Source organism: Nocardioides sp. GXQ0305 (assembly GCF_050880345.1).
GTDB lineage: Bacteria > Actinomycetota > Actinomycetes > Propionibacteriales > Nocardioidaceae > Nocardioides.
Map to the genome: position 1 here is coordinate 269,696 of NZ_JBNYXG010000002.1, position 26,562 is coordinate 296,257.

27 protein-coding genes are annotated in these 26,562 nt (G+C 73.5%); 11 read left to right on the forward strand and 16 right to left on the reverse strand.

Translation table 11 applies throughout. The features are described from left to right. Positions 1 to 4 precede the first annotated feature (4 nt). Positions 5 to 976 (forward strand): hypothetical protein, encoded by a 972-nt coding sequence (locus tag ACQ1X7_RS06140; protein ID WP_432477285.1) that lies wholly within the window; start codon positions 5 to 7, stop codon positions 974 to 976. Between the two features lie 78 nt (positions 977 to 1,054). Here the strand turns inward: ACQ1X7_RS06140 and dapC are convergent, their stop codons facing one another. Next, positions 1,055 to 2,170, reverse strand: coding sequence for a succinyldiaminopimelate transaminase (gene dapC / locus ACQ1X7_RS06145; RefSeq protein ID WP_432477286.1), 1,116 nt, complete (start codon positions 2,168 to 2,170; stop codon positions 1,055 to 1,057). Continuing rightward, positions 2,167 to 2,493 carry a ferredoxin gene (fdxA, locus tag ACQ1X7_RS06150; RefSeq protein WP_432477287.1) on the reverse strand — a complete coding sequence of 109 codons (327 nt, stop codon included), beginning with the start codon at positions 2,491 to 2,493 and terminating at the stop codon, positions 2,167 to 2,169. Before fdxA ends, dapC begins: the two co-directional genes overlap by 4 nt. Positions 2,494 to 2,550: 57 nt before the next feature. Here fdxA and ACQ1X7_RS06155 point away from each other — a divergent pair, with 57 nt between their 5' ends. Continuing rightward, the gene (locus ACQ1X7_RS06155) at positions 2,551 to 3,474 is read left to right on the forward strand and encodes a GNAT family N-acetyltransferase (RefSeq protein ID WP_432477288.1); all 924 of its coding nucleotides are present in this window, start codon (positions 2,551 to 2,553) and stop codon (positions 3,472 to 3,474) included. Here ACQ1X7_RS06155 and ACQ1X7_RS06160 read toward each other — a convergent pair. The 6 genes from ACQ1X7_RS06160 to ACQ1X7_RS06185 form a co-directional block, all read right to left on the reverse strand. Further along, positions 3,464 to 4,459, reverse strand: a complete 996-nt coding sequence (locus tag ACQ1X7_RS06160; RefSeq protein WP_432477289.1) for a DUF389 domain-containing protein — start codon at positions 4,457 to 4,459, stop codon at positions 3,464 to 3,466. The genes ACQ1X7_RS06155 and ACQ1X7_RS06160 overlap by 11 nt on opposite strands. Before the next feature lie 86 nt (positions 4,460 to 4,545). Beyond that, on the reverse strand, positions 4,546 to 6,273 hold the full coding sequence (locus ACQ1X7_RS06165) for a VanW family protein (protein ID WP_432477290.1): 1,728 nt from the start codon (positions 6,271 to 6,273) through the stop codon (positions 4,546 to 4,548). After that, positions 6,263 to 6,634 carry a hypothetical protein gene (locus ACQ1X7_RS06170; protein ID WP_432477291.1) on the reverse strand — a complete coding sequence of 124 codons (372 nt, stop codon included), beginning with the start codon at positions 6,632 to 6,634 and terminating at the stop codon, positions 6,263 to 6,265. Before ACQ1X7_RS06170 ends, ACQ1X7_RS06165 begins: the two co-directional genes overlap by 11 nt. A 13-nt stretch (positions 6,635 to 6,647) precedes the next feature. Further along, positions 6,648 to 7,556 (reverse strand): N-acetyl-1-D-myo-inositol-2-amino-2-deoxy-alpha-D-glucopyranoside deacetylase, encoded by a 909-nt coding sequence (gene mshB / locus ACQ1X7_RS06175; protein ID WP_432477292.1) that lies wholly within the window; start codon positions 7,554 to 7,556, stop codon positions 6,648 to 6,650. A gap of 381 nt (positions 7,557 to 7,937) precedes the next feature. After that, positions 7,938 to 8,222, reverse strand: coding sequence for a hypothetical protein (locus ACQ1X7_RS06180; RefSeq protein WP_432477293.1), 285 nt, complete (start codon positions 8,220 to 8,222; stop codon positions 7,938 to 7,940). After that, positions 8,219 to 8,623, reverse strand: a complete 405-nt coding sequence (locus ACQ1X7_RS06185; RefSeq protein WP_432477294.1) for a (deoxy)nucleoside triphosphate pyrophosphohydrolase — start codon at positions 8,621 to 8,623, stop codon at positions 8,219 to 8,221. Before ACQ1X7_RS06185 ends, ACQ1X7_RS06180 begins: the two co-directional genes overlap by 4 nt. A gap of 35 nt (positions 8,624 to 8,658) precedes the next feature. On the opposite strand from ACQ1X7_RS06185, the gene ACQ1X7_RS06190 reads away from it, so the two are divergent. The 7 genes from ACQ1X7_RS06190 to ACQ1X7_RS06220 all read left to right on the forward strand — a co-directional run bounded on the left by ACQ1X7_RS06190 (position 8,659) and on the right by ACQ1X7_RS06220 (position 18,306). Further along, positions 8,659 to 9,723, forward strand: a complete 1,065-nt coding sequence (locus tag ACQ1X7_RS06190) for a hypothetical protein (protein WP_432477295.1) — start codon at positions 8,659 to 8,661, stop codon at positions 9,721 to 9,723. A gap of 98 nt (positions 9,724 to 9,821) precedes the next feature. Next, positions 9,822 to 12,341: an ATP-binding protein gene (locus ACQ1X7_RS06195; protein WP_432477296.1), complete on the forward strand. Its 2,520-nt coding sequence runs from the start codon at positions 9,822 to 9,824 to the stop codon at positions 12,339 to 12,341. A 32-nt stretch (positions 12,342 to 12,373) separates the two neighbouring features. After that, complete coding sequence (gene chrA / locus ACQ1X7_RS06200) at positions 12,374 to 13,729, forward strand: chromate efflux transporter (RefSeq protein WP_432477297.1); 1,356 nt, start codon at positions 12,374 to 12,376, stop codon at positions 13,727 to 13,729. 67 nt (positions 13,730 to 13,796) lie between these two features. Further along, positions 13,797 to 15,005, forward strand: coding sequence for an MFS transporter (locus ACQ1X7_RS06205; RefSeq protein WP_432477298.1), 1,209 nt, complete (start codon positions 13,797 to 13,799; stop codon positions 15,003 to 15,005). 103 nt (positions 15,006 to 15,108) lie between these two features. Beyond that, entirely contained in the window at positions 15,109 to 16,782 is a 1,674-nt protein-coding gene (locus ACQ1X7_RS06210) for a hypothetical protein (protein ID WP_432477299.1), read from the forward strand. A 34-nt stretch (positions 16,783 to 16,816) separates the two neighbouring features. Continuing rightward, on the forward strand, positions 16,817 to 16,999 hold the full coding sequence (locus ACQ1X7_RS06215) for a hypothetical protein (protein ID WP_432477300.1): 183 nt from the start codon (positions 16,817 to 16,819) through the stop codon (positions 16,997 to 16,999). Then, positions 16,996 to 18,306, forward strand: a complete 1,311-nt coding sequence (locus ACQ1X7_RS06220; protein WP_432477301.1) for an NAD(P)/FAD-dependent oxidoreductase — start codon at positions 16,996 to 16,998, stop codon at positions 18,304 to 18,306. Before ACQ1X7_RS06215 ends, ACQ1X7_RS06220 begins: the two co-directional genes overlap by 4 nt. A 4-nt stretch (positions 18,307 to 18,310) precedes the next feature. On the opposite strand, the gene ACQ1X7_RS06225 is transcribed toward ACQ1X7_RS06220, so the two are convergent. Continuing rightward, on the reverse strand, positions 18,311 to 18,523 hold the full coding sequence (locus tag ACQ1X7_RS06225; protein ID WP_432477302.1) for a PLD nuclease N-terminal domain-containing protein: 213 nt from the start codon (positions 18,521 to 18,523) through the stop codon (positions 18,311 to 18,313). A gap of 85 nt (positions 18,524 to 18,608) precedes the next feature. On the opposite strand from ACQ1X7_RS06225, the gene ACQ1X7_RS06230 reads away from it, so the two are divergent. Further along, positions 18,609 to 18,950, forward strand: a complete 342-nt coding sequence (locus ACQ1X7_RS06230; protein ID WP_432477303.1) for an HNH endonuclease — start codon at positions 18,609 to 18,611, stop codon at positions 18,948 to 18,950. 143 nt (positions 18,951 to 19,093) lie between these two features. Here the strand turns inward: ACQ1X7_RS06230 and ACQ1X7_RS06235 are convergent, their stop codons facing one another. The 6 genes from ACQ1X7_RS06235 to ACQ1X7_RS06260 all read right to left on the reverse strand — a co-directional run bounded on the left by ACQ1X7_RS06235 (position 19,094) and on the right by ACQ1X7_RS06260 (position 25,009). Then, the gene (locus ACQ1X7_RS06235; protein WP_432477304.1) at positions 19,094 to 19,930 is read right to left on the reverse strand and encodes a TSUP family transporter; all 837 of its coding nucleotides are present in this window, start codon (positions 19,928 to 19,930) and stop codon (positions 19,094 to 19,096) included. After that, positions 19,927 to 21,312: an MBL fold metallo-hydrolase gene (locus ACQ1X7_RS06240; protein WP_432477305.1), complete on the reverse strand. Its 1,386-nt coding sequence runs from the start codon at positions 21,310 to 21,312 to the stop codon at positions 19,927 to 19,929. Before ACQ1X7_RS06240 ends, ACQ1X7_RS06235 begins: the two co-directional genes overlap by 4 nt. A 33-nt stretch (positions 21,313 to 21,345) precedes the next feature. Continuing rightward, on the reverse strand, positions 21,346 to 21,678 hold the full coding sequence (locus ACQ1X7_RS06245) for a rhodanese-like domain-containing protein (protein WP_432477306.1): 333 nt from the start codon (positions 21,676 to 21,678) through the stop codon (positions 21,346 to 21,348). A 107-nt stretch (positions 21,679 to 21,785) separates the two neighbouring features. After that, the gene (locus ACQ1X7_RS06250; RefSeq protein ID WP_432477747.1) at positions 21,786 to 22,049 is read right to left on the reverse strand and encodes a metal-sensitive transcriptional regulator; all 264 of its coding nucleotides are present in this window, start codon (positions 22,047 to 22,049) and stop codon (positions 21,786 to 21,788) included. Between the two features lie 78 nt (positions 22,050 to 22,127). Continuing rightward, complete coding sequence (locus ACQ1X7_RS06255; protein ID WP_432477307.1) at positions 22,128 to 22,421, reverse strand: putative quinol monooxygenase; 294 nt, start codon at positions 22,419 to 22,421, stop codon at positions 22,128 to 22,130. A 62-nt stretch (positions 22,422 to 22,483) separates the two neighbouring features. Further along, a complete protein-coding gene (locus tag ACQ1X7_RS06260; RefSeq protein ID WP_432477308.1) occupies positions 22,484 to 25,009 on the reverse strand; it encodes an FAD-dependent oxidoreductase in 2,526 nt (841 codons plus the stop codon). Positions 25,010 to 25,126: 117 nt separating this feature from the next. Between ACQ1X7_RS06260 and ACQ1X7_RS06265 the strand changes: the two genes are divergently transcribed. Next, positions 25,127 to 25,297, forward strand: coding sequence for an SAVED domain-containing protein (locus ACQ1X7_RS06265; RefSeq protein WP_432477748.1), 171 nt, complete (start codon positions 25,127 to 25,129; stop codon positions 25,295 to 25,297). Between the two features lie 151 nt (positions 25,298 to 25,448). Here ACQ1X7_RS06265 and ychF read toward each other — a convergent pair whose 3' ends face one another. Further along, positions 25,449 to 26,525 (reverse strand): redox-regulated ATPase YchF, encoded by a 1,077-nt coding sequence (gene ychF, locus ACQ1X7_RS06270; protein ID WP_432477309.1) that lies wholly within the window; start codon positions 26,523 to 26,525, stop codon positions 25,449 to 25,451. Between the last annotated feature and the right edge of the window lie 37 nt (positions 26,526 to 26,562).

The following is a 26,562-nucleotide window of genomic DNA, read 5'->3' on the forward strand; positions in this document are numbered from 1 at the left end:
GCGCGTGAGACGCACGCTGTGGGCGGCCGGCGTGGTCGTCGCCCTCGTCGCCGGTGGCGTGGTCACCTGGTTCGTCTTCCGCGACTCGGTCGCCCCCTTCGTCGCAGGCGACCGGTGCACCGCCACCGTGCAGGGCTCGTCGGTCCGGCTGACGCCGGAGCAGGCGGAGAACGCCGCGCTGATGTCGGCGATCTCGGTCCAGCGCGGGCTGCCCGCGCGAGCGGCGACGATCGCCATCGCGACGGCGTACCAGGAGTCGAAGCTCTACAACCTCGACTACGGCGACCGCGACTCCCTCGGGCTGTTCCAGCAGCGGCCCTCGCAGGGGTGGGGCACGTCCCGGCAGGTCCGGGACCCCGTCTACGCCATCAACGCGTTCTACGACGCGCTCGCCCGGGTCGAGGGGTTCGAGACCCTCGAGGTCACGGTCGCCGCGCAGGAGGTGCAGCGGTCCGGCTACCCGCAGGCGTACGCCGACCACGAGGCGGACGCGCGGGTGCTGGCCAGCGCGCTCACCGGTCAGTCGTGGCGCGCGTTCCACTGCACGATGACCGACGAGCCGGACCCGGCCTCGAGCCGGCTCGACGGCTCCGGGCTGACCCGCCGCGCGGCAGCAGTGCGTGACGACCTGCAGGCGGCGTTCGGGAGGCAGTCCCTCGGCGGCTTCGCCCCCGGCGGCGTCCGCGACGGCCACATGGAGGGCTCGGCGCACTACGACGGCCGGGCCGTCGACGTGTTCTTCCGGCCGGTCGACCAGGAGTCGCGCAACCGCGGGTGGGCGATGGCCCACTACCTGGTCGCTCAGGCGGCCCGGCTCGACATCCGCACCGTCATCTACGACGGCCGGATCTGGACGGCCGGCTGGCGCTCCGGCGACGGCTGGCGGCCCTACACCCCCGACACCTCCGGGGAGTCCCCCGAGACCGCCGCGATCCTCGAGCACCGCGACCACGTCCACGTCGACGTCTTCGAGTGACGGCCTGTGGACGACTTCCGGTAGTTCAGTGACAAGTGGCCCCATGCTGCCGCCGTTCAGGGGCCACTTGCCACTGGACTACCGATATCCCGCGAGGCGGGCGACCGCGGCGGCGACCCGCTCGTCGGTGGCGGTGAGGGCGACCCGGACGTGGTGGCGTCCGGCGGGCCCGTAGAACGCACCGGGGGCGACCAGGATGCCGCGCTCGGCGAACCAGGACACCAGCGACCAGCAGTCGGTGCCGTCGCGGGTCGCCCACAGGTAGAGCGCGCCCTCGGAGTGGTCGATCCGGAAGCCCGCCTGCACCAGCGCCTCGCGCAGCAGGGCGCGGCGGGCGGCGTACGTCGCGTGCTGGGCCGTCACGTGTGCGTCGTCGTCGAGCGCGGCGACCATCGCCCGCTGCTGGGGGGCGGGCATGATCAGGCCGAGGTTCTTGCGGACGGCGAGCAGCTCGGCCACCACATCGGCGTCGCCGGCGACGAAGGCGCAGCGGTAGCCCGCCAGGTTGGACCGCTTGGACAGCGAGTGGACCGCCAGGATCCCCTCGCGCGACCCGCCGCACACGTCGGGGTGCAGCACCGACACCGGCGGCGCGTCGGCCTCCCACGCCATCTCGATGTAGCACTCGTCGGAGACCAGCAGCACCCCTCGCTCACGGCACCAGTCGACGACCTTGCGCAGGTGGTCGACCGGAAGCATCCGCCCCGACGGGTTGGCGGGCGAGTTGATCCACAGCAGGGCCGGGGTCTCGGGGCCGAGTGCGGTCAACGAGTCGCTCGCCACCGCCCGGGCACCGCACAACGCCGCACCCACGGCGTACGTCGGATAGGCCACCTCCGGGTGGACGACCAGGTCACCGGGACCGAGCCCGAGCTGGCTCGGCAGCGTGGCGACCAGCTCCTTGGAGCCGATCGTCGGGAGCACGTGCTCCAGCCCCAGCCCGGTCACCCCGAGCCGGCGGGCCATCCAGCCCAGCGCGGCCTGCCGCGTCTCGGGGAGCCCGATCGTCTGCGGGTAGCCGGGGGCGTCCGCGGCGGCCGCGAGAGCCTCCTGGACGACGGCCGGGGTCGGGTCGACCGGGGTGCCGATCGAGAGGTCGACGATGCCGTCGGGGTGGGCCCGGGCGGTCGCGGCGTGCTCGGTGAGGCTGTCCCAGGGGAAGTCGGGGAGCCGATCCGAGACCCGCTGAGTCACTCGTCGTGTTCTTGCGGCGGCAGCGCGGCGACGACCTCGTGGTCGTGGTCGATCACGCCCATCTTGGCGGCCCCGCCGGGCGAGCCGAGGTCGTCGAAGAAGTGGACGTTGGCGTCGTAGTAGGCGCTCCACTCCTCCGGGGTGTCGTCCTCGTAGAAGATCGCCTCGACCGGGCAGACCGGCTCGCAGGCGCCGCAGTCGACGCACTCGTCGGGGTGGATGTAGAGCATCCGCTTGCCCTCGTAGATGCAGTCCACGGGACACTCGTCGACGCACGCGCGGTCCTTGAGGTCGACGCACGGCTGGGCGATGACGTAGGTCACCAGTACCTCCTTGGAGTGGGCGCGGAAGCAGCTGCCCCACCAGCCTAGTATCCCGACGTGCCCGATCCTCGCCCGGTCCACGCCGGGGCCCACACACTGGGCCCCCACGTCGTCGGCTCCCGGGTCGTCGTACGCCGCGTGGTGCCCGGCGAGACTGGACCGAGCGGCGGCCCGGCGATGACCGACGTCGTCGGTGTGTGCCTGCGCTGGTCGGCCCTCGAGTGCGTCGTGCAGCCCGACGACGGCCCGGCGGTGACCATCCCCCTCGCGCTCGTGGTGTCCGGCAAGCCGGTACCGCCGCGCCCGTCGGTGCGCCAGCGGGTCCCTCCCCTCGCGATCCACCGGCACGTCGCGGGGCTGTGGCCCGGCGTGGTCACCGAGCAGGTGGGCGAGTGGGTGCTCCGCGCCGGACCCCTGGTCGACGGTCGCTACCCACGACGCGGCAGCTCGGCGCTGGCGATGGGGGATCCGGGGGTCCCCCTGCCCGACGCCCTGGACCGGGTGCTCCGGTTCTCGGAGCTGCACGGCCGGCCGCCGCTGGCGGTCGTCGAGCTGGGGTCACGTCGCGAGGACGAGCTGGCCGACCTCCACTGGGTCCCGATCGACCTGGCGCCCGTCCACACCCAGCTCGCGTCCGTGGCCGCGGTCAGGCGCCGGCTCGACCCCCCGCCGGCCGACGCCACGCTCGTCGAGGACGACGCCCGGGTCGAGGTGCGGCTCGGCGACACCGCCCGCGGCCGCGCGGCGGTCGACGGCGACTGGCTCGGCGTCCACGGCGTCGTCGTCGACCCGGGGCACCGCCGTCGCGGGCTGGCGCGCACGGTCGTGTCGACGCTGCTGGAGTGGGGAGCCGAGCGCGGCGCGAGCACGGCGTGGCTGCACGTCGAGTCCGACAACGCGGCTGCGGTCGGTCTCTGGGAGGGGATCGGGTTCCGGACCCACCACGACCACCGCTACGTCGCACCCGGCGTCACGGTGTGAGGTCGCGCACCCGGGAGCTGATGACCGCGCCGTCGCGGTAGCGGAACACCCGCTCCGAGAGCCGCAGCACCTTGTCCCACAGCAACCGCTGCAGCAGCACCACGAGGCAGCCCGCCAGCACCATGCAGAGCAGGTTCACGCCGAGCTGCTGCGCCGAGCCCACCATCTCCGGTACGTCGCCCAGCGCGAGGGCGAGCGCGAAGTTGCCGGCGGCCGGGACGGTGGTGACCGAGATGAACACGCCGACCATGGCGTTGGCGCGGTCGGTGGTCATGGCCAGGACGCCGGCCGTGCCGGCGACCAGGGCGACGACGAAGGACCAGATGTCGGGGCGCCAGATGAAGCCGGTCTGGGGCCGCGGCGCCCGCAGCATGGCCGGGTCGACCAGGGTGGCCCACGAGGACAGCAGCGCGAGCAGCGCGACCACGAGGATCGCGAACACGAAGCCGCCGACGAGGAGTGCTGCTCCCCGGCCCGCGACCAGCCACTTCCCGAGCACCACCCCCACCGACACGGCGGCCACTGCGCCGAACTCGGGTCCGACGACCATCGCGCCGACCACCAGGATCGGGGAGTCGGTGAGCACCGCCACCGCGGCGAGGATCACGGCCAGCACCATGAAGACCAGGTAGGTCACGGTCGGCCGTCCCGCGGCCTCGGCCCGCTCCACCACCTCGGGCCAGATCACGGCGTCCTCGGGGTCGCCGGGGGCGAGCGCGGCGATCCGCTCCGCCTCGACGAACGGCGTGCTGTCGGGACTCATCACGAGCACGCCGCCCTTCCTGGACAGCCCGAGCCGGTGCAGGTCGTCGAGCAGGTCGCTCGCCGCCTCCCGGGCGACGTCGCACTCGATCAGGTCACCCTCGGGGACCAGGCAGACGCCCTCGTGGCGGACGACGTTGGTGACGTAGTCGTGCTCGGAGACCAGGTCGAGGACGTCCGGGACGAGATCGGGCGGCACGGTCAGCCGCAGGTGTTCCAGCATGCGCGACACCCTCCCACTCGCACCCGGCCTCCCTGTCGTCCCCCGGCGGGTCCGACCACGCAGATGTCGGGTACGACGCAGCAGCCTCAGCCGTCGGTGGGGTTGGGGTGGGTGCAGACCACGGTGTCGCTCGGGATGTACGTCGTGTGGAACTTCTCCGACCGCACGACCTCCGAGGAGCCCGGCCGCCGGAAGTCGCGCCACACGTTGATGTCGAAGCCGCCGTACCCGTCGTTGGGGTGGCACTGCCGGGTGTCGACGCGCCGCGTCTGCTCCTGGGTGAAGTTGTAGCGGTCACCGGTGCGGGCGGTGATGTCCCACGTCTTGGTCGACCACATGCTGACCGTCACGACGCCGGAGCTCGAGACGGTGCTCGGCGTCACGTCGGCGGTGACGAGCACGCCGTGCCGGGTGTCGTTGCGGAAGCGCAGGTCGACCGACCCCCACGCGACGGTGGCCTCGCGGCCGACGGGGTAGCGGTCGATGTAGAACGAGTGCGGCTTGTGCTCGACGTCCTCGAGACCGGCGAAGAACGCCGCGTTGAACGTCGTCGTGGCCATCTGCGACACCCCGCCGCCGAGGTCGGAGACCAGGATGCCGTCGGAGATGACGTAGCCCTCGGTGAACCCGTTGGCCCGGGTGCGCTCGCCGACGGTGTCGTTGAGGGAGAACGTCTCGCCGGGCTCGAGCACCGTCCCGTCGACCAGCTCGCCCGCGCGCCCGATGTTGGTGTTGCGGTAGTCGGCGTGGGGGTAGTACGTGGTGAAGGTGGAGACCCGCCGGCGGATGCCCAGCCGTTTGGCCTCGGCGGTGGTGAACTCCGGCCGGTCGGTGGTGGCCTTCACCCGCTGCGTGCGGCGGGCCTCGGGGCGGGTCACCAGGTCGAGGAACCCCTCGGCCAGGTCGGTGCGGTCGTAGGTCACGCCCGGACGCGAGGGCACGATGCGCGGCGTGCCGTCGACGATCCGGAAGCGGGCGTCGACGGGCTCGGCGTTGCTGCTGATCCGTCGGTCCATGAGCCGGGCCAGCCGGTCGCGGTCGAGCGTCGGCACCAGCACGCCACCGCGCGGCTCGGTGCCGAGAGCGCGCGCGTAGACCGACGGGGTCAGCCGGACGCGCGAGTCCTCGAACAGGATCGTCACCGGGCCCGACATGGCGGGGTTGGCGAAGCCGTCGACCGCACGGCGTACGTCGGACTGGTCGACGTCCGGCGGGGTCGCCTCCAGGTCGATCCGGGCCGGACTGTCGCCGAGGTAGCCGGCGACGATCGCGTCGGCGGCGGCGTCGGGGTCGAGGGCCCGGCCGGTGCGCGGTTGCGTGACGTCGATCCGGGTCCCGTCGAAGGCGACACCACCGTCCCTCGCCGGGGTCCCGACCTGGTCGGCGAGTCGGTCGACGTAGGCGTCGAGGGCGGCGTCGTCGACGTCCACGACCGCGTCGAGGTCGTCGCCCCCGGTGTAGTGGTCCCAGAGCCGGGAGGGGTGCCAGGAGCGGCCGCCGCCCGCGGCCGCCACGGACTCCTCGTAGTCGACGGAGAGTCCGACCTCGGCGGGATCGACCTGCAGCACCTCGCCGTCGACCTCGACCCGGACCGGGTCGGCGGTGCGCTCCGCCAGTCCGGCCTCGAGCGCGGCGACCGCCTCGGCCGGTGGCCGGCCGCCGATCTGCACGCCCTCGACCGTGGTGCCGCGCGGGACGTCGCGCCCGGCGGCGGCGTACGCCGCGGCGTAGCCACCGCTCAGCAGCAGGGCCAGCACCAACAGCATCAGCCAGACGACCTTGCCTCCGGCCGACTCGCGCGCGTCAGTGCTCATCGGCGGACATCCTAGGAGGGACGTCCGCGTCGACCGGGTGACGCCCTCGACCCGGGCGCGGCAGGGTGCCGAGCGCGAACCCGGCCACCACCAGCGTGAGCAGCAGCAGCAGGTAGCCCGGTGCGTCGGCGGCGAGCACGAAGTCGCCCTCGGGACGGGTGAGCGACAGGCGCGCCACCACACCGACGAACCCGACCGCGAAGGGGAGCCGGGTCGACCAGCCGGGGCCGACAGCGACCAGCGTGACGAGGACCGCCACGGCCGCGAGCGGAAGCCCCCACCAGTGGCCGTGCACCGCGACGGCGGCGACGCCCGACGCCGCCCCGGCGACGAGCAGCGCCACCGCCTGCAGCACCCGCATCACGAGCACCGGGTCACAGGCCGGCGAACAGGTCAGTCTCGACGCCGTCGGGACCGCGCCGGGCCTCGCCGCGCGCGATCCGGTAGCACTCCTCGGCCCAGAAGGCGTGTCCGCTCTCGGCGCCCTGGAAGAACGGGCCGTCCTGCTCGACCTGGGTGCGGTGCTCGGCCAGCGCGCTCATCTTCCGCTCCACGTGGGCGGCACCGTCGATGCGGGTGGAGATCAGCGCGTCGGGGGTGAAGAACGGCCCCAGGTCGCCGTCGGGGTCCATCTCCTGGAAGGTCTCGGTGTCGCCGGCCGCGCGGAGAGCGCGGATGCTCTCGCGCATCAGGTCCTCGGAGGTCGCGCACCAGTAGACCTTGGCGACCTCCCACGGCTCGCCGAGCTCGAGCTTGTAGGAGCCGACGCCGGCCAGGTCGGCGGCGTACGTCGCCACCCGGTGGGCCTGGACGTGGTCGGGGTGGCCGTAGCCGCCGAACTCGTCGTAGGTGACCAGCACCTGCGGCCGGACCTCGCGGATGACGGCGACGAGGTGGTCGGCGGCCTCGACGAGGTCGGCGTGCCAGAAGGCGTTCTCGGGCACGACCTCGGCGGCGATCGCGTGGCCGTCCTCGTGCCAGGCCATGCCGGAGTCGTGGAAGGTGCCGAACCCGCCCAGCCAGCGCTGGTCGGTGACCCCGAGGACCTGGAGTGCCGCCGCGAGCTCGGTGCGCCGGTGCTCGCCGAGGCCGCCGTCGTTGTCGTGGGCGAGGTGGTGGAGGTCGGGCACCAGCACCTCGCCCATCTCACCGGCCGTGCAGGTCACCAGCGTGACGCCGACGCCCTCCGCGACGTACTTCGCCATCGTGGCGCCGTTGTTGATGGTCTCGTCGTCAGGGTGGGCGTGGACCAGCAGCAGCCGCCGGTCGGGCGTGTCGGGCATGCGCCCAGCCTATTCAGGAGCGCCGACAGCGACCGACCGTGCTCAGGCCCTGCACCAGTGCAGGGGTTTCGAGGCTCAGGCCCGGGGGCCTTCGCACCTCAACCTCCGCCGCAGGAGGCGCCCGCTGCCCGGGGGCCTTCGCACCTCAACCTCCGCCGCAGGAGGCGCCCGCTGCCCGGCCCCCGTCGCACCTCAACCTCCGCCCCAGGAGGCGCCCGCTGCCCGGCCCCCGTCGCACCTCAACCTCCGCCCCAGGAGGCGCCCGCTGCCCGGGGGCCTCCCACCTCAACCTCCGCCGCAGGAGGCGCCCGCTGCCCCGGAGGTTGAGGTGCGAGGAGCGCCAGCGACGAGCCTCGAAACCCCCGGACCGTGGGCGGGACCTCAGCTGCTCTGGGGTGGGCGGTGGTGGCGACGCGGGGTGGCGGGGAGGTCCAGCGGAGGGGCGGGCGGTCTCGACCCGTCGTCGGTGTCGAGCCAGCCGTCGTACTCGTCGACCAGCAGCTCGAGGGCGATCGCGGGGGCGTCGGAGACGACGGCCCACGGGTGGTCCTCGTCGTCGTCCTCACCGGCGAACCGCTCCCGCTCCGCGCGCGCGGAGTGGCCGTCGCGCTGCAGCCGGGCCACGGCCGCGGCGGCGTGGTCCTCGTCGAAGAAGATCGCCCTCACGGTGCCATCATCCGGTGCCGCAGCTCGGGGAGGAACGGCCGGTCCGCGTCCAGCCAGTCCACGGCGTCGAGCTCGTCGGCAGCGAGCCAGCGCACCCGGTCGTGCTCGACCGGCTCCGGCTCGCCGTCGACCAGGGCGGCCAGCGCGACCGACAGCTCGTGGTGCTCCCCCACCGCCACGCTCCCGCGCAGCCACGGGCCGACCGTGACGCCGCACCCGAGCTCCTCCCGGAGCTCGCGCGCCAGCGCCTCCTCCGGGGTCTCCCCCGGTTCGACCTTGCCGCCGGGGAACTCCCAGCGCCCGGCGGCCGCCGCCGGTGCCGTACGACGTGCCGCCAGGACCCGGCCGTCCCTCAGGACCGCCGCCCCGACGACCGACCGGCGCGTGCTCACGCCGGCCATCCCACCACGACCCAGCCGTGACCTAACGTTCCGCCATGGCGATCCACCTCACCGCCGCCGACGACCGGGAGCCGCTGATCCGCGCCCTGCACGGAGCAGCCGGCGCTCCGGTCGGGGTGGCCGGGGTCGTGGCCGGCATGACCCGTCGGGCGCGGCTCGCGCGGCTGGGCCGGGCCCTCGGCCGCGCGGTGACAGAGGCGTTCGCCTGGGACGACGCCGACCGGCGGGACGGCCGCTGGTGGCCGCAGGGGATCTCGAGCAGCGCCGACGCCTCTCCCGAGGAGCAGGTGGCCGGTCGCCGGCTCCTCGTGACGACGTCGTACGCGCGTCGGGTCGCGGGGGCGACCCAGGGGTGCCGGGTCACCTTCGTCGACCTCGACACGCTCCGCTACGAGCACGTCCTGCTGGTCGAGCCGGGCGTCGACGCCGACGGCGCCCCGACGCTCGCACCGGTCCACCTGCACGCCGGGGGGGTCGTCTGGCACGGCCCCTGGCTGCACCTGGCGGCCACCGCCCGGGGCCTGGTCTCCTGCCGGACCGACGACATCCTGCCCGTCGCCGACCCCGACGTCGCCGACCGGCTGGGCGTCGCGGACGGGCGGGTGACCGCGTACGGCCACCGGTTCGTGCTACCCGTACGTCGCCTGCTCCGGGCCGGCGCCGACCGGGGCGAGGAGCGTTTCCGCTACTCCTTCCTGGCCCTCGACCGCAGCGAGGAGGTCCCGGCGCTGGTGTCCGGCGAGTACGCCCGCGGCACGCGCTCGCGCCGGCTGGTGCGCTACGAGATCGACCCGGGGACGGCGCTGCCCCGCGTGGACGCCGACGGCGTCGCGCGGCCGGTGTCGCTCGGGGAGGGCGTCGGACGGATGCAGGGTGTCGTGGTCCGGAAGGGGCAGCACCTGGTCAGCGTCTCGAACGGCCCGTGGCTCCCCGGCACGATCTGCTCCGGCCGCCCCGGCAGGATGCGGCGACACCTGCTGGCCGTCCCGATGGGTCCGGAGGACCTCACCTACTGGCCCTCGACCGACCGGGTGTGGTCGGTCACCGAGCACCCGCGTCGGCGCTGGCTGGTCTCGATGCCCCGCGGCTGGTTCGTCTGACCGTCGTCACGCCGGGCCGCCAATCCGCCGAATCGGGGAGATCCGGGCCCGGGAGTGGGCCACACTGGACCTTCCGGACCGCTCGAGGAGGCGCACGCATGACGTCCCTGTCTGCTGCTGCCCCGGCGGTCAACGGGCGCCTGCGCGGGGTGCTGTGGCCGGCGTTCGTCGTGGTGGCGTACGTCGCAGCGGTGGTCGTCCACGTGGTCCGCCCCTCGCTGCTCTGGGTGGCGGTCGCGTTCATCGGGACCCTCTCCGGTGCCGCCCTGTGCGCGTGGATCGCCTCGTTCCGCACACCCCCGCCCCGACGACTGCCCGCGATGCTGGTGGCGGCGGGGCTCACGACCAACGCGCTCGGCGAGGTCGTCTGGTACACCGTCGTCGTCAACAGCGCGAGCACCGACGTGTCCTTCGCCGACGTCGGGTGGCTGGTCTCGTACGTGCTGCTGGGTGCCGCGCTGTGGATCTCGCTGGTGCAGTCACGTGAGGGCGAGCGCTTCGACCTGGAGTCGATCGTGGACGCGCTCACCATCGTCGCCGTCAGCGTCCTGGCCCTGTGGAACTTCTCGGTCGCCCAGATCGCCGGCGACCCCTCGCTCACGCCGGTGGTGAAGCTGGTGTGGTCGACCTACCCCATCCTCGACGCGATCCTGATCGCGCTCGTCATCCGGATCCTCACCGACCGCCGGGCCCGCGCCTCGACCGACCCGTGGTTCGGCGTCGGAGTCGCCGCCTGGCTGGTCGCCGACATCGGCTTCCTCACCCTTCCGCTCACCGACTTCCACGAGAACTGGGAGAACGCGGGCTGGATGCTGGGGGCGATCCTGATGGCGCGCTTCCACCGCGGCGGCAGGCGTCCGGTCACCGAGCCGCGCCACGCGGGCGAGGAGCGCTGGATCGGCCGGCTGGCCATCGCGATCGGCCCGCTCGCCGTCGTCGTGCTGCTGCCCGCGATCGACCTGCTGTCGGGACGGCCGATCCGCCCGTGGGGACTCATCGTCGGCGGCGCGGTCCTGCTGGCCCTGGCCGTGGTCCGGACCGCGCTGCTGCTGTCGTCGGAGCAGCGGGCGGTCCGTGAGTCGGTCGCCGCCCGCGACGAGGCGCTGCGCGCCTCCCGTGCGAAGTCGGAGTTCCTCGCCACCATGAGCCACGAGATCCGGACGCCGATGAACGGCGTGCTGGGCCTCTCCGACCTGCTGCTCCGCACCGACCTCGACGACCGCCAGCGCACGTACGCCGAAGGGGTGCGCGGCGCCGGGGAGAGCCTGCTGGTCCTCATCAACGACATCCTCGACTTCTCCAAGGTGGAGGCCGGCCGGTTGGAGCTCGAGGTGGTCGACCTCGAGATCGTGTCCGTCGTCGAGGACGCGGCCCAGATCGTCGCCGGAGCCGCGCACGCCAAGGGCCTCGAGCTGCTGACGGTCTGCGACCCCGACCTGCCACGACGGGTCCGCGGCGACCCCGCCCGGCTCCGGCAGGTCCTGATCAACCTCGCGTCCAACGCCGTGAAGTTCACGCCGTCCGGGGAGGTGCTGATCCGGGCGTCCCTGGAGCCGGGGGCCGGTGAGGCCGTCCAGGTGCGGTTCGAGGTCTCCGACACCGGCATCGGGGTCGACCTCGACCCGGAACGGCTCTTCGACGCCTTCTCGCAGGCCGACTCCTCGACCACCCGGGTCTACGGCGGGACCGGACTGGGGCTGGCCATCTGCAAGCGCCTGGTCACCCTGATGGGCGGTGAGATCGGCGTCGACAGCGCCCCGTCGCAGGGCAGCTCGTTCTGGTTCACCGTCCCGTTCGAGGCGGCCCGGACGCAGCCGACGGTCCGGCAGCAGCCGGGCCCGCAGGACCTGCGGGTGCTGGTCGTCGACGACCACCCCACCGCCCGGCTGGTGCTCGCCGACCTGATCGGTCGGGCGGGAGCCGAGGTCGAGGCCGTCGAGGGGCCCACCCAGGCCCTCGCGGCCGTGGGGAAGGGCCTGCACGCGGGGACGCCGTACGACGCGGTCGTGCTGGACGCGTCCGTCCCGGGTGCCGCGGACCTCGTCGGCCAGCTGGCGGTCGCCGACGGCTCCCGCCCCGGGATGGTGCTGCTGCGCACCGGGAGCGACGACGCGGACGCGGCCCTGCTGCGGAGCGGCGACCTGACCGTGGACAAGCCGGTCCCGTCCGCAGCCCTCCTGGCCGCCCTTCCGCGGGCCGCCACCGTGGCCCGGGCGCGGCAGCCCGCCGTCACCCGGTCGCGGGTGCTGGTGGTCGACGGGCGTCCGGTGAGCCGGATGGTCACCGGCGGCATGGTCGAGCACCTCGGCTACCAGGCCTCGCCGGTGGCGGACGCGGCGGAGGCGTTGCGGGTGCTGGCCCGCGAGGAGGTCGCGGCGGTGCTGCTGGACTGTCCCTCGCCGGAGGCCGACGGCGCGACGGCCGACGCGATCCGCCGTCCCGAGGGCGAGGGTGGCCGGACACCGCTCCTGGCGATCGTCGCGAGCGACAGCCACGCCGACGAGGCGTGGTGCCGGTCGCACGGCGTGGACGCCGTGCTCACCCGGCCGGTGTCGCTGCAGGGCCTCGACCAGGCCCTCGCGACCTGGGCGGGTCGGTCCGACCAGCGGGATTGTTGATTCATCCGGTCGACTTTAGGCAGACTCGGACCGTGGGATCCCCGAGGGCGCACGCCGACGTCGTACCGCTCCCGGAGGCGACGCGCACCTGGTTCGCCATCTCGTGGCAGACCTTCGGCGGACCGGCCGGCCAGATCGCGGTGATGCAGCACCACCTCGTCGACCAGAAGCGCTGGATCGGGCAGCGCCGGTTCCTGCACGCGCTCAACTACTGCATGCTGCTCCCCGGACCGGAGGCGCAGCAGCTGGCGATCTACACCGGCTGGCTCCTCAACGGCCTGCGGGGCGGACTGATCGCCGGCACCCTGTTCGTGCTGCCCGGGATCCTCGCGCTGCTGGGGCTGACGGTCCTCTACCTGGCCGCAGGCACCACGGACGTCGTCAGTGGCCTCTTCGCCGGGCTTGCGCCCGCGGTCATCGCCATCGTGGTCCAGGCGGTGCAGCGCGTGGGACGCCGCGCGCTCGCGCACCCGCTGCTGGTGGCACTCGCGGTGGCGTCGTTCGTCGCGCTCACGGTGTTCGCGGTGCCCTTCCCGGTCGTGGTGCTCGCGGCCGGAGCGGCGGGGTGGTTGGCCGCCCGCTGGCTGCCGGCGCTGAGAGTCCTCGGCCGGGACGACGGGGACGACGGCCCGCCCCCGCTCGTCAGCGACGACGCGCTGCACCACGACCCGCCCACCCCGCGGCGTGCCGTCGTGATCGTCGCCGTGGGCCTCGTGGTGTGGTTCACGCCGGTCGCGCTCGCGGCGCTGCTGCTCGGCGCCGACAGCGTGTACGTCGACCAGGGGTTGTTCTTCTCCGGAGCCGCGCTGGTCACCTTCGGCGGCGCCTACGCCGTGCTGGCGTACGTCGCCCAGCAGGCGGTCGACGTCTACGGCTGGCTCGCGCCGGGCGAGATGGTGAACGGGCTCGCGCTCGCCGAGACCACGCCGGGCCCGCTGATCATGGTCGTGCAGTTCGTCGCCGGACTGGGTGCCTACCGCGACCCCGGCGCACTCGACCCGTGGGCAGGGATGCTGGTCGGCTCGCTGCTGGTCACCTGGGTGACGTTCGTGCCGTGCTTCCTCTTCATCTTCCTGGGCGCCCCCTACGTCGAGCGGCTGCGCCACCACCACCACCTCACGGCGGCGCTCACCGGGATCACCGCCGCCGTGGTCGGCGTGATCGCCAGCCTGGCCGTCTACTTCGCGGTCCACACGCTGTTCGACGCCACCCGGACCTTCACGTGGGGGCCGGTCGCGGTGGAGCTGCCGGTCCTCGGGTCCTGGGACCCGCTCGCCTTCGGGCTCACGACCCTCGCCCTCGGGCTCCTGCTCGGGCGTGGATGGAGCCCGCTGCGCACGCTCGGCGTGTGCGCCGCGCTCGGGCTCGTGGTCGCGCTGGTCGGTTGAGGTCACCGACTCCGCCACGACGTGACACGGCGTCCACGACGTTCGCACCCGCCCGTAGGGTCGCTGCGTGAGCGCACGACGGGTCGGCGGCGCCGCCGCGTGCCTCGCGGTCGTGCTGGTCTCGGTCAACCTGCGTCCCGGCGCCTCGTCGATCGGCCCGGTGCTGGCCGAGGTGCGCGACGGGCTCTCGGCCGGCAGCGGCGTGGTGGGCATCCTGACCGGGCTCCCCGGGCTGTGCTTCGCGGCGTTCGGCGCGCTGGCGGTCGGACTGGCCCGCCGGGTCGGCACCACGACGGGCATCACCCTCGGACTGGTCGCGGTGACCGTCGGGCTGCTGCTCCGCGCGGTCGCCGACTCCGCCGCCCTGTTCCTCCTGCTCAGCACCCTCGCCCTGGCCGGCATGGCGGTCGGCAACGTCCTGGTGCCGGCCTGGATCAAGCGCCACGGCGGCCGGAACGAGGTGGCCCTGGCGACGATCTACGGCTCGGGCCTCATCGTGGGCGGGTCACTGGGCTCGCTGCTGACCGCCCCGCTCGCCGGCGGGTTGGGTGGCTGGCGCGCCGCGCTCGGCGCCTGGGGCGTCGCCGCGGCCGTGGCGCTGCCGGTGTGGGCCTGGCTGACGTGGACGCTCGAGCGGTCCACCCGCCCGGCAGCCCCCGGGCACGCCGCCGGACGCCGGATCACCGGGTCGCCGACGGCCGTGGCGATGACCGTGCTGTTCGGCATCCAGGCGATGCACGCCTACGTCCAGTTCGGCTGGCTGCCCCAGATCTACCGCGACGCGGGGTTGTCCGCGACGTACGCCGGCGCGCTGCAGGCGCTGCTCAGCGGCATCACGATCATCGGCGGCCTGGTCATGCCGACGGTGATCGCCCGCTCCCGCACCCTGGCGCCACACATGCTCACGTTCGGTGCGCTCATCGTGGTCGGCTACCTCGGTCTCCTGCTCGCGCCGACGACCCTTCCCTGGCTGTGGGCAGTGCTGCTCGGGGTCGCCGGCTTCGCCTTCCCGACCGTGATCGCGCTGATCACGGCCCGGACCCGGCACCCCGCGGTGACCGCGCGGCTCTCGGGCTTCGTGCAGCCGGTGGGCTACCTGCTCGCCGGGCTCGGACCCGTCGCCGTCGGTGTCCTCCACGACGCCACCGGCGGCTGGGACCTCGTGCTGTTGCTGCTCGCCGGGACCGCGGTCCCCTTCGTGTGGGCCGGTCTGCACGTCGCCCGCCCCGTCCTCGTCGACGACGACCTCCAAGACCCGGCGGGCGCCGACCGCTGAGGAAACGCAGCCCGGAACTCACCCGTCTGGGGTGAGGGGCCATGGCCGTGCTGTGGCTAGCGTGCCGGCGTCGCGGACCGTCGACCCTCGGGGAGGTGGGGTGATGTCCCCACACCGGCACCTGCTGGCCGCCGCAGCAGCCCTGTGCCTCGTGATGACCCTGTCGCTGCCCGTCACCGCGGCGGCGGACGAGGCCGATCCGGCGTTCGGCCAGGACCAGACGGGCGTGCCGGAGCCGGAGGCGGGGTCGACGACCACCCCCTCCGATCCGGCCACGGAGCCCGAACCCCCGAACGAGGCGGCGCCACTCCCGGAGAGCGATCCGCCCGCCGAGGCGGAGCCGACGCCCAGCGAGCCCCCCGCACCGCCCACGGCGAGCGAGGAGCCCGTGACGACCGACGACCCCGAAGCCGCGGATGACGTGGCCGGCGCGACGCCGGAGGCCGCGGTCGAGGCAGCGGCTGCCGCCGCCCCTCAGGCGGCTCGGCGGGTCCGCGCCCCACAACCCAAGGTCACGATCTGCCACCGCACGAACTCGCGGACCAATCCCTACAACCAGATCGTGGTCAGCGAGGAGTCCGCGATCGAGGGTCACTCCTCCCACACCGGGCCGATCTTCTCCCCGGACGTCGACGACTGGGGCGACATCATCCCGCCGATCCGGCCCGGGCTGCCGCGCGGGCTGAACTGGCCCGAGGGCAGCTCCGTCCTGAACGACGGGTGCGAGGTGCAGCCGGACGTCGGGCCGCTCCCGGATGCCAGCATCAGCGACGTCACCTGCGACGCAGGGTCGGCGAGCGTCACCGTCACCGTCCGCGACGGACAGGCGGCGACCGCCCCGGCGAACTTCACGATCCTGGTGGACGGCACGCCGGTGCAGACGGTCGAAGCGGTCCCGCCCGGAGGCTCAGAGGAGGTGGTGCTGAGCGGCGACCTGGCCACGCTCGAGGACCAGACCTTCACGATCGAGGTGAGGTCGGGTGGCGAGGTGATCGCCACCCGCGTCGTCACCGTGGACTGTGAGCCACCCCCGCCGGCGGTGGAGATCGGGGCCCGGCTCGCGTGCGCGGGGACGACCGCCCAGGGCACCGTCGAGGTCACCAACAACGGCCAGGACCCGGTCGAGCTCACCGCACAGGTCGACGGGGTCCCGGTGGGCGCACCGCTGACGGTCGGTCCGGGTGCCACCGAGACCGGCACGATCGACCTTTCGCCCTACGAGGACCAGACCGTCGTCGTGACCCTCCTGGTCGACGGCGCGGTCGTGGCGGCGTACACGGTGACGCCCGACTGTGTCGCGCCTCAGGTCCTGCCGCGGGTCGCCGTGGACGGCGTGGTCTGCCCGCCCCCCTCGACCACGGTGACGCTGGCCAACGACGGCGACGCCGACTCGCGGATCGTGTTCTCGATCCTGATCGACGGCAAGGTGGTCCAGGTCAGCGCGCCGGTCTACGGCGGGGACAGCACGACCATCGTCGGCGACCTCTCGCGCTACGAGGACCAGACGGTGACCGTGGAGCTGCGCGCCAACGGCGAGGTGCTCGGCAGCCGCACCGTCAGCGTCGACTGCGTGTCTCCTGCCGAAGGCCGGCGACCGGCCGGTGCCGCCGCCGGGGACGAGGTCGCGGTCCCGACGGTGGTCGCCGCCGGGGCGGCTCCCCCATCGGCGACGAGCGCCGACGGCCCGCGGGCAACGCTGCCACTCTGCCTGCTCGCGTTCGGGGCGCTGTTGGTGCTCGTGGCCGGAGGACCCCGCCGCCGGGGCGCAGGGGGCTGAGACGCGGGGACCGGTCCGTCCCTAGGATGCGCAGATGAGCCAGCGGACCGACATCGGCGTGCGCGTGCTGATGCTGGTCGTGGCGACGGCGTTCCTCGTGGTCCGCCTCGTGCAGCAGGACTGGGTCTGGGCGGCGCTCTGGGCCGCCGGCGCCGCGCTCGTCGCTGCGGAGCTGGTCCGGCGGCTGAGGGAGCGCAGCGGCGAGGGTTCCCGGTGACCGAGAGCGCCGACGCTGTCGTCGTGGGCGCGGGCGTGATCGGCTCGTCCATCGCCCTCGAGCTGGCCCGGAGCGGCCGCCGGGTCGTCGTCCTCGACCGGTCGGGTGGCGCCGGGCACGGGTCGACCAGTGCGTCCAGCGGCATCGTCCGGTTCCACTACTCGACGTACGCCGGCGTGGCGATCGCCTGGGAGTCGCTGCACGGCTGGCTCGACTGGGCGGGCCACCTGGGGCACGCGGACCCGGCCGGGACGGCGGGCTTCCAGCGCACCGGGATGTTGGTGCTGGACCGGGCTCCCGGCGCCTCGGCCCGGATCACGGCCCTGCTCGACGAGGTCGGGGTGCCGTGGGAGTCCTGGGACGCTGCCGAGATCGCGGCCCGGGTGCCGGCCCTCGACCCCGGGGCGTACGGTCCACCCGCGCCGGTGGACAGTGCGGCGTTCTTCGCCGACGCGCACGGCTCGCTGACCGGCAGCTTCACCCCGGACGCGGGCTACGTCCCGGACCCGTCGCTCGCCACCCACAACCTCGCGGAGGCCGCCGTCCACCACGGCGCCAGCCTGCTGCTCCACCGGGACGTCCGGACCATGGCCCAGGACGGCTCCCGTCGCTGGCGGGTGACCACCTCCGACGGCCTCGACGTCGACGCCGACGTGGTCGTCAACGCGGCCGGCCCGTGGTCGTCCCGGGTCAACGCACTCGCGGGCGTGGGTTCGGACTTCACCGTCACCACCCGGCCGTTGCGGCAGGAGGTGCACGAGGTCCCCGCGCCCCGGGGCTTCGAGCCCCCCGACGGCGGACCGGGCATCACGATCGCCGACCCCGACCTCGGGATCTACGTCCGCTCGGCCCGGGCCGGCGCCGTCCTCGTCGGCGGCATGGAGCCGGAGTGCGACCCGCCCGAGTGGCTCGACGACCCCGATGCCGCTGACCCGCGGCCCACCGCGTCGCTGTTCGAGACCCAGGTCCTCCGGGCCGCCCGCCGCTTCCCCGACCTGGCGGTCCCTGGTCGGCCGATGGGCATCGCCGGTGTCTACGACGTCACCACGGACTGGTCCCCGGTCTACGACCGCACGGAGCGCCCGGGCTTCTACGTCGCGATGGGCACCAGTGGCAACCAGTTCAAGAACGCGCCGGTGGTCGGCGTCCTGATGCGCACCCTCGTCGACGCGGTCGAGTCCGGCCAGGACCACGACCGGGACCCCGTCCACCTCACGCTCCCGAGGACCGGCTCGGTCGTCGATCTCTCGGCGTGGTCGCGCCGGCGGCCCGTCCCGGACCAGCCGCCGACCAACGTCCTCGGGTGAGGGTCTACCGCCGTCCGGCGAGGAAGTAGGCGACCGGACCCACGGGCTGCACGAAGGCGGCCACGGCCCAGGCTGCCTTCGGGCCGCGCACGTCGACGGCGGGACGGCGGGCCAGGTCGACGAGCGCCGCCAGCGTCAGCACCGTCTCGACCGCGCCGGCGACGTAGACGGCACGCTTCTGGCCGCTGCTGAGATCGGACCACTGCCTGGTTGCCACGTCTCCCAGCCTAGTGAGCGCGCGGCCGCCGTGCATTCGCGTGTCCGGCCCGGCGCGGACCCGCTCCCGGCGTACGGTCGGTCGCGTGCCGTCCCGCACCCGCACCGCCCGGTACGCGCGCCGTCGCCAGCGCCGGATGGCCGGGGTCGCGCATGACCTGACCGCGGGTCAGTGGGCGGCCCTCGTGGAGTCCTGGGGCGGCTGTGCCTACTGCGGCTCCACCGCGCCGGGGCTGCAGAAGGACTGCCTGCTGCCGATCTCGCGGGGCGGGCGCTACACGCTGGCCAACGTGGTGCCGGCGTGCCGGTCGTGCAACGCCAGCAAGTGCAACACCGAGGTCACGACGTGGCTGCGCCGCAAGCGGCTGGACGAACGGGCCTTCCTGGTCCGGCAGGCCGAGGTCGCGCGCGCCCTCGCGTCGGCCTGAGCGCCTCGCGTGCCACCGTGTGGGATCCGAGTCGCCTGGTGCCCCGGATCCCACGCGAATGCCGTCAGGCGTCGGCCACGGAGGCCACCCGGCGATCGGCCACGGGGCGGACCGTCGGGGGTGGTGATCGAGCAGTCGTGTGGTCAGGCGAGGGCGGGGAGGCCCCGGGCCGCGGTCCACACCGCGACCACGACGAGGAGGGCGGTGAAGGCCGCCTGGAGCCGCCCGGCCTCGACCCGGCGCGCGACCCAGGTCCCGACGAGCGCGCCGGCGACGGCGAGCCCGGTCAGCAGGGCCACCAGGTGCCAGTCGGGCTGCTGCGTCGCGCCGAGCCGGACCAGGAGAGCGGCCAGTGAGGTGACGGCGATGGCAACCAGGGAGGTGCCGACCGCCGCCGCCATGGGGAGACCGAGCGCGATGACGAGCGCCGGCACGACCAGGAAGCCGCCGCCGACGCCGAGGAACCCCGTCAGCAGGCCGACCAGGGTCGCCGTGACCAGCACCTTCACCGCGCGCGGGCAGGCGCAGGCGAACGCCGGGGTGAACGTGATGATCGGGTCGTCGATGCCGACGTGGCTGCGGTGTCCGACAGCCGGCCCACTCGCCCCGGCCCGGAGCTGACGCCGGACCATCAGTCCCGCGACGACGAGCAGCAGCGCCGCGAAGGCGAGCAGCAGGACCGCGTCCGGGACCGCCCCCGCGGCGTGGGCTCCGAGGGCGGCGCCGCCCACGGCCAGCCCACCGAAGGCGACGCCTCCGCCGACCAGAACGGTGGAACCGACCCTCTGCGCGGCGACCGCGCCGACCAATGACGTCGCGGCGACCACGGCCAGGGACCCGGTCGTGGCCTGTCCTGCGGTCTGGCCCAGGGCCAGGAGCACGGGGACGGCGAGGATCGAGCCGCCCCCACCGAGCAGGCCGAGGCTCAGGCCGATCAGGAGTCCGGCGAGCGCGGCTCCGGCCAGCAGGCCGAGCGTCATCCCGCCTCGGGCCCGACCAGCGGCAGGCCGGCCCCGCCGGCGGCGGCGAAGTCGTCGTCGACGGCGACGACCCGGCGTCCGGACGCCGCGACGAACGAGGCGGCCACGGAGGCGCGGTACCCGCCGGCGCAGTGGACCCACACCTCGCCGGCCGGGACGTCCGACAGGCGGGCGGGGATCTCGTGGATGGGGATGTTGAGCGCGCCGTCGACGTGGGACTCGGCGTACTCGTCGGTGCGGCGGACGTCCAGCACGACCACGTCGCGGTGGTGGCGGACCTGGGCAAGGTCGACGAAGGAGGCCGTCGGGTACGACGCGACGTCGTGGCCCGTTCCGGCCACCCACTCCTCCGGCTTGCCGGTGGCCGCCGAGGCAGGACGGTCGATGCCGATCCGGACCAGCTCCCGCTGCGCCTGGGCGACCTGATCGGCGCTGTCGCCGAGCAGGGTGATCGGCGTGCCCCAGGTGACCAGCCAGCCCAGGTAGGTGGCGAAGGCGTCGTCGAGACCGAAGTTGAGGGAGCCCGGCACGTGGCCCGCGGCGAAGACGCTGCGGGAGCGCAGGTCGACGACCCACTCCCCCGCCTCGATCCGCCGGCGCAGCTCGGTCGGGTCGGCCTCGGCCGGAGGGGTCAGGTCCGGTGCCGAGGGGCCGTGGGCGTTGGCGGGCCCCATGTGGGCGTAGTAGGCGGGGTAGGCGGTGAGGCCGGCCAGGAGCTCGCGGACGTAGGTCTCCTCGTCCTGCGTGAGCACCGGGTTCTGGCGCTTCTCCCGGCCGATGGTGGAGCTGGTGGCCTCCGACTGGGTGGCCGAGCAGAACGACCCGAACCCGTGGGTGGGCAGCACGGCCGCCTCGTCCGGCAGGAACGCCGCGAGCCGGTGGGCCGAGGCGTGCTGGGCCCGGACCAGCTCGGCGGTGTGGACCGGGCCGAGCAGGTCGGGACGGCCGGTGGCGCCGAACAGGAGCGATCCACCCGAGAACACCGCCACCTGCTCGCCGGTGGCCGCGTCGGCCAGCGCGTAGGACAAGTGCGTGAACGTGTGGCCGGGCGTCGCGAGCGCGGTGACCCGCATCCGGCCCCCGACCTCGACGGTCTCGCCGTCGGCCACCGGGGTGCGCGCGAAGGAGACCTCGTCGGCACCGTTGACCAGGTACGCCGCGCCGGTGCGCTGCGCCAGCGCCCACCCGCCGGTGAGATAGTCGTTGTGGATGTGGGTCTCGAACACGTGCGTGAGTCGGACCCCGTACTCGGCGAGCAGGCAGAGCACGCGGTCGATGTCGCGCTGCGGGTCGACCACGAACGCGACCTCGCCGTCGTGGGCGAGGTAGCTGCGATCACCCAGGCTGGGGGTCTCGAGGGGGACGATCGTCAGGTCGGTCACGGGTTCCTCCGAGGTGTGTCGAGGCGGACGGGGTCAGGCGGTGGGACGGGAGCCGGTCACCAGGGGCCCGCCGGCGCGGTGCCAGCCGTCGGTGCCGCCGGCGACCGAGACGGCGTCGTACCCCGCGGTGCGCAGAACGTCGGCCGCGACCCGGCTGCGGTGCCCGGACGCGCACACGACGTAGACCCGGCCGGAGCCGTCGATCTCGCCCAGGCGGGCAGGCACCTGGCCCATCGGAACCAACAGCGCTCCCGGCACGTGGCCGCGGACGTACTCGCGGTGCTCCCGGACGTCGACCATGGTGGCGTCACCCGTCAGGGCGCGCGCCAGGTCGAAGACGGTGACCTCGGGGGTGGTGGTGCTCACTCGTCCGGTCCCTTCGCGAAATACGGGTGGGGGTATCAAGCCCTGAAGGGACACTAACACCCCCTGGGGTATCCAACCAAGCCGCGGCCACCCTGGTGATGGACGCGTCAGGCCAGGGAGAGGAAGAGCTTCTCCATCTTCTTGAGGTCCACCTCGTCCACGCCGTCCTCGGCCGTGAGGCACTGCTGCAGGCCGGACGCGACGATGGCGAACCCGGCCCGGTCGAGGGCCTTGGAGACCGCGGCCAGCTGGGTGACCACGTCCTCGCAGTCGCGCCCCTCCTCGATCAGGCGCAGCACGCCGGAGAGCTGGCCCTGGGCGCGCTTGATGCGGTTGATGACCGGCTTCATGCCGGTGGGGTCGAGCTCCATCGGGCCTCCCTCGTCGGCGGTGGCGGGTGCCACCGACGCCCATGATACCCCTCTGGGTATTCTGGGCGAGGCCGCGGGTCAGGTCAGGTGGCCGATCCTGGTGGCCCGGATGGGGGCCACCAGCAGCTCCATCACCGGTGCATAGACGCCCGAGGCGGCCGCCCGCTCCACCGCGGTGGCCTGCGCCTCGGACGTCTCCCACTCGGCGATCTCGACGAGGCCGTCGGGGTCGTCGAGCTGCTCGTAGACCGTGCTGCCCAGGAATCCCGGGAGGCCCGCCGCGTAGGACCCCGAGATGCCCTCGAGCACGCTCTTGAGCTCTGCTCGTACACCGGGCTTCGTCCGGAACTCGACGACGACCGTGATGCCCATGGATCCCCCTCGGGCCGAACGCTGCGGCACTCGATGCTACTGCTGGCCGCGCGAGTCGGCACTCAGCGGAGGATCCGGGCCCGCTCCGGGTCGAGGAACGGTCGCAGCGAGGCCGTGGCCGGCACCCGGGTGCCGGCGACGTCGACCTCGAACGAGCCCGCGGCCAGGTCGGCCGCGGTGAAGCCCGCGTCCCGTGAGACGGAGGCGATGCCGCACGCAGCGCCGAGCGTGTGCCCGAAGCCGCCGCTGCGGACGTGCCCGGCGGGCTCGCCGTCCCAGTAGACCGGCTCGTCGCCGACGAGGTCGTGGTCGGGCGAGTCGAGGAGCACGTTGACCAGCCGGCGCGCCGGCGGACCCGACTCCTTCTGCTTCAGCAGTGCCTCGCGGCCGACGAAACCGCCGGGCTTGTCCCAGGCCACCGCGAAGCCGAGGCCCGCCTCGAGCGGCGTGTCGGTCGAGTCGATGTCGTGCCCCATGTCGCGGAACGCCTTCTCCAGCCGCATGGTCTCCAGCGCCCCGAGACCGGTCGGACGGAAGCCGCCGTCGACGATCCCGTCGGCCGCGGCGCGCAGCTGCTCGTAGAGGGTCGCACCGAACTCGGTCGGCACCAGCAGGTCCCAGCCGAGCTCGCCGACGTACGTCATCCGGAGCGCCCAAAGCGGGGTGTAGCCGAGCTCCACGTGTTGCGCGGTCAGGTAGGGGAACGCGGCGTCCGACCAGTCGTCGGGGCTGAGTGACTGCAGCACCTCGCGTGAGCGCGGCCCCTGCACCGAGAGCAGCGCGTAGGCGCCGGTGACGTCGGTGACCGTGACCAGCTCGCCGTCGCGGGTCTGGCGACGCAGCCACGCCGGCACGCGGCGGTGGATGTTGTCGCCGCTGACCACGACGTAGCAGTCCTCGGCCTGCCGGGTCACCGTGACGTCGGCGATGATCCCGCCGCGCTCGTCGAGCCACTGGGTGTAGACGACCCGGCCGACCGCGGTGTCGACGTCGTTCGCGCAGACCCGGTTGAGGAGCGCCGCCGCGTGCGGGCCCTGCACCTGGTGGTGCGACATCAGCGACAAGTCGAAGGCGGCGAGGTGCTCGCGGGCGCGGAGGTGCTCCTCCCGGGTGCGCTCGAAGGCCTCGCCGCGCGCGAAGCCCCACTCGACGGTCGGGACGGCTCCGGGCCCCGCGAAGAACTCGGGGAACTCCCACCCGCTGGTGGCGACGAGGTGGGCGCCGTCGGCGACGTGCTGGGGGTGGTACGGCGAGCGCCGGACGTTGCGGCCGCGGGTGTTCTGGGCGTTGGGCCAGGACAGGTCGTTGAGCAGGAAGCCGAGTCGTTCGACCGTGCGCTGCTGGCGGAACAGCCGGGTCGCCTGGAACACGTGCGCTCGGTCGACGCCGACCTCGGTGAGGTCGAGCGGCGGATGCCCCTCGATCAACCACTGCGCCATCACGTGGCCCAGGCCGCCGCCGGACAGGATGCCGACCGAGTTGAGGCCGCAGGCGAGGTAGAGGTGGTCGACCTCCGGTGACTCGCCGAGCATCGGCGAGAGGTCGTCGGTGAAGCTCTCCGGGCCGCAGAACAGGGTGCGGATGCCGGCGTCCTCGAGGGCAGGGAACCGTCGCATCGCGACCTCGAGGAACGGGGCGAGCCGGTCCCAGTCCGGCGGCAGCACCGCGAAGGCACTGTCGCGCGGAGTGCCGTCGAGAGCCCAGGCCTTCGCCACCGGCTCGAACATGCCGACCAGCAGGCCGCCGCCCTCCTCGCGGTAGTAGCCGTAGGCCTCGCCGTCCTCGATGACCGGCACCGACTCCGGGGTGACGCCCTCGATCGGCTCGGTGAGCAAGTAGTAGTGCTCCGCGGCCTGCAGCGGCACGGTCACGCCCGCCTTCGCCGCCAGCTCCCGGCCCCAGAGACCCGCGGCCAGCACGACCTTCTCGCACGCGACGTCCCCCCGTGCGGTGCGGACGCCGACGACCCGCCGTCCGTCGAGCACGAAGCCGGTCACCTCGGTCTCCTCGAAGATCCGTACGCCGCGCTGCCGGGCGCCGCGGGCCAGAGACATGGTCACGTCGACCGGGTTGGCGCGGCCCTCGTCGGGGGTCCAGAACCCGTGGACGACGTCGTCGGTGCGCATCAGGGGCACCAGGTCCGCGACCTCGTTCGCCGACAGGACCTCCTTGGCCATCCCCACCGAGCGCATGTACGCCGTCTCCCGGCGCAGGCTCTCGTCGGCGCGTGCCGTGGTCGCGAGCTGGAGGTAGCCGCACTGGCGGAACCCGGTGGACAGCCCGGTCTCCTCCTCGAGCCGCGCATAGAGGTCCGCCGAGTAGCGCGCCATCCAGAGCGCGTCCTCGCTGGTGCCGCCCGACACCACCTCGCCCGCCGCGTGCCAGGTCGTCCCCGACGTGAGCTGCTTGCGCTCCAGCAGCACCACGTCGGTCGCCCCGAGGAGGGCCAGGTGGTAGGCGATCGACGTCCCGACCACCCCGCCCCCGACCACGACGTACTGCGCTCGGTCCGGCAGGTCCCCGGAGGAGTGTGAAGCCTCACCGACCCGAGCCGTGGCGGCGTTGATGGCGGCGGCGTCCAGTGACATGACAGCAGGGTGCCACTGGTTGAATGTCTGTTCAATCAGTCGCGCGGTAGAAGAACCCGCTGCCGCGCTCGCAACATGGCGTCATCCGCGTGGGATCCGAGTCACCTGGTGACCCAGATGCCACACGAAGGCAGGGAGACCGGCGCGACGAGAATCCACCTATTCATAGCCGGACCGGCCGGCGTCGCCCTGCTACTGGGGCACCGGCGGAATGTTCTCCCCCCGGTGACGGTCGACGAGCACCAGGGCGGAGTGAATTACGCGCCGACGTTCCACTTCCCCGCTTAACTGGCCGGGTGGAGAGGGCAACGGCAAGGGGCCCGGGGTCCGGAGGTGCACTTCCGAGCTGCCACATCGAGCCCATCACTCTGAAATTCTTGCGGACTGTGTGCGGACTGGGAGGAGCTACACCCCGTCTGACCTGCGCAAACGCGCCGATTCACACGTTGAAGCGGAACTCCACGACGTCGCCGTCCTGCATGACGTAGTCCTTGCCCTCCATGCGGACCTTGCCGGCCTCCTTGGCCTTCAGCATCGAGCCGGCGTCCATCAGGTCGTCGTAGGAGACGATCTCGGCCTTGATGAAGCCCTTCTCGAAGTCGGTGTGGATGACACCGGCGGCCTGCGGGGCGGTGGCACCCTTGCGGACCGTCCACGCGCGGGCCTCCTTCGGACCCGCGGTGAGGTAGGTCTGCAGGCCGAGGGTGTCGAAGCCGACCCGGGCGAGCTGCTCGAGGCCCGGCTCGGGGATCCCCATCTCCGCCAGCATCTCGCGCGCCTCGTCCTCGTCGTCGAGCTCGACCAGCTCGGCCTCGAACTTGGCGTCCAGGAAGATCGCCTCCGCCGGGGCCACGAGCTCGCGCATCCGCTGCTTCAGGTCCTCGTCGCCGAGCTCGTCGGAGTCGCAGTTGAACACGTAGAGGTACGGCTTCGCGGTCAGCAGCGACAGCTCGCGCAGCAGCGACCGGTCGAGGTCGGTGGCGATGATCGGCGTCCCGGCCTCCAGGGCGGCCTGCGCCTCCTTCGCCGCGGCGACGACGGGGCCGAGCTCCTTCTTGCCCTTGGCCTCCTTCTCCAGCCGCGGGATCGCCTTCTCGACCGTCTGCAGGTCGGCGAGGATCATCTCGGTCTGGATCGTCGAGATGTCGCTGGCCGGGTCGACCGCGCCGTCGACGTGCGTCACGTCCTCGTCGCGGAACACCCGCGTCACCTGGCAGATCGCCGCCGACTCCCGGATGTGGGAGAGGAACTTGTTGCCCAGCCCCTCCCCCTCGCTCGCCCCACGGACGATGCCCGCGATGTCGACGAACTCCACCGTGGCCGGGACGACCCGGGCGCTGTCGAACAGCTCGCCGAGGCGCGGCAACCGGTCGTCCGGGACGCCGACCACGCCGACGTTCGGCTCGATCGTCGCGAACGGGTAGTTGGCGGCGAGCACGTCGTTCTTGGTGAGCGCGTTGAACAGGGTGGACTTGCCGGCGTTGGGCAGTCCGACGATGCCGATGGTGAGAGCCACGGGCGAGCAGTCTAGGTCTCCGGCGAGCCGTCCCCGA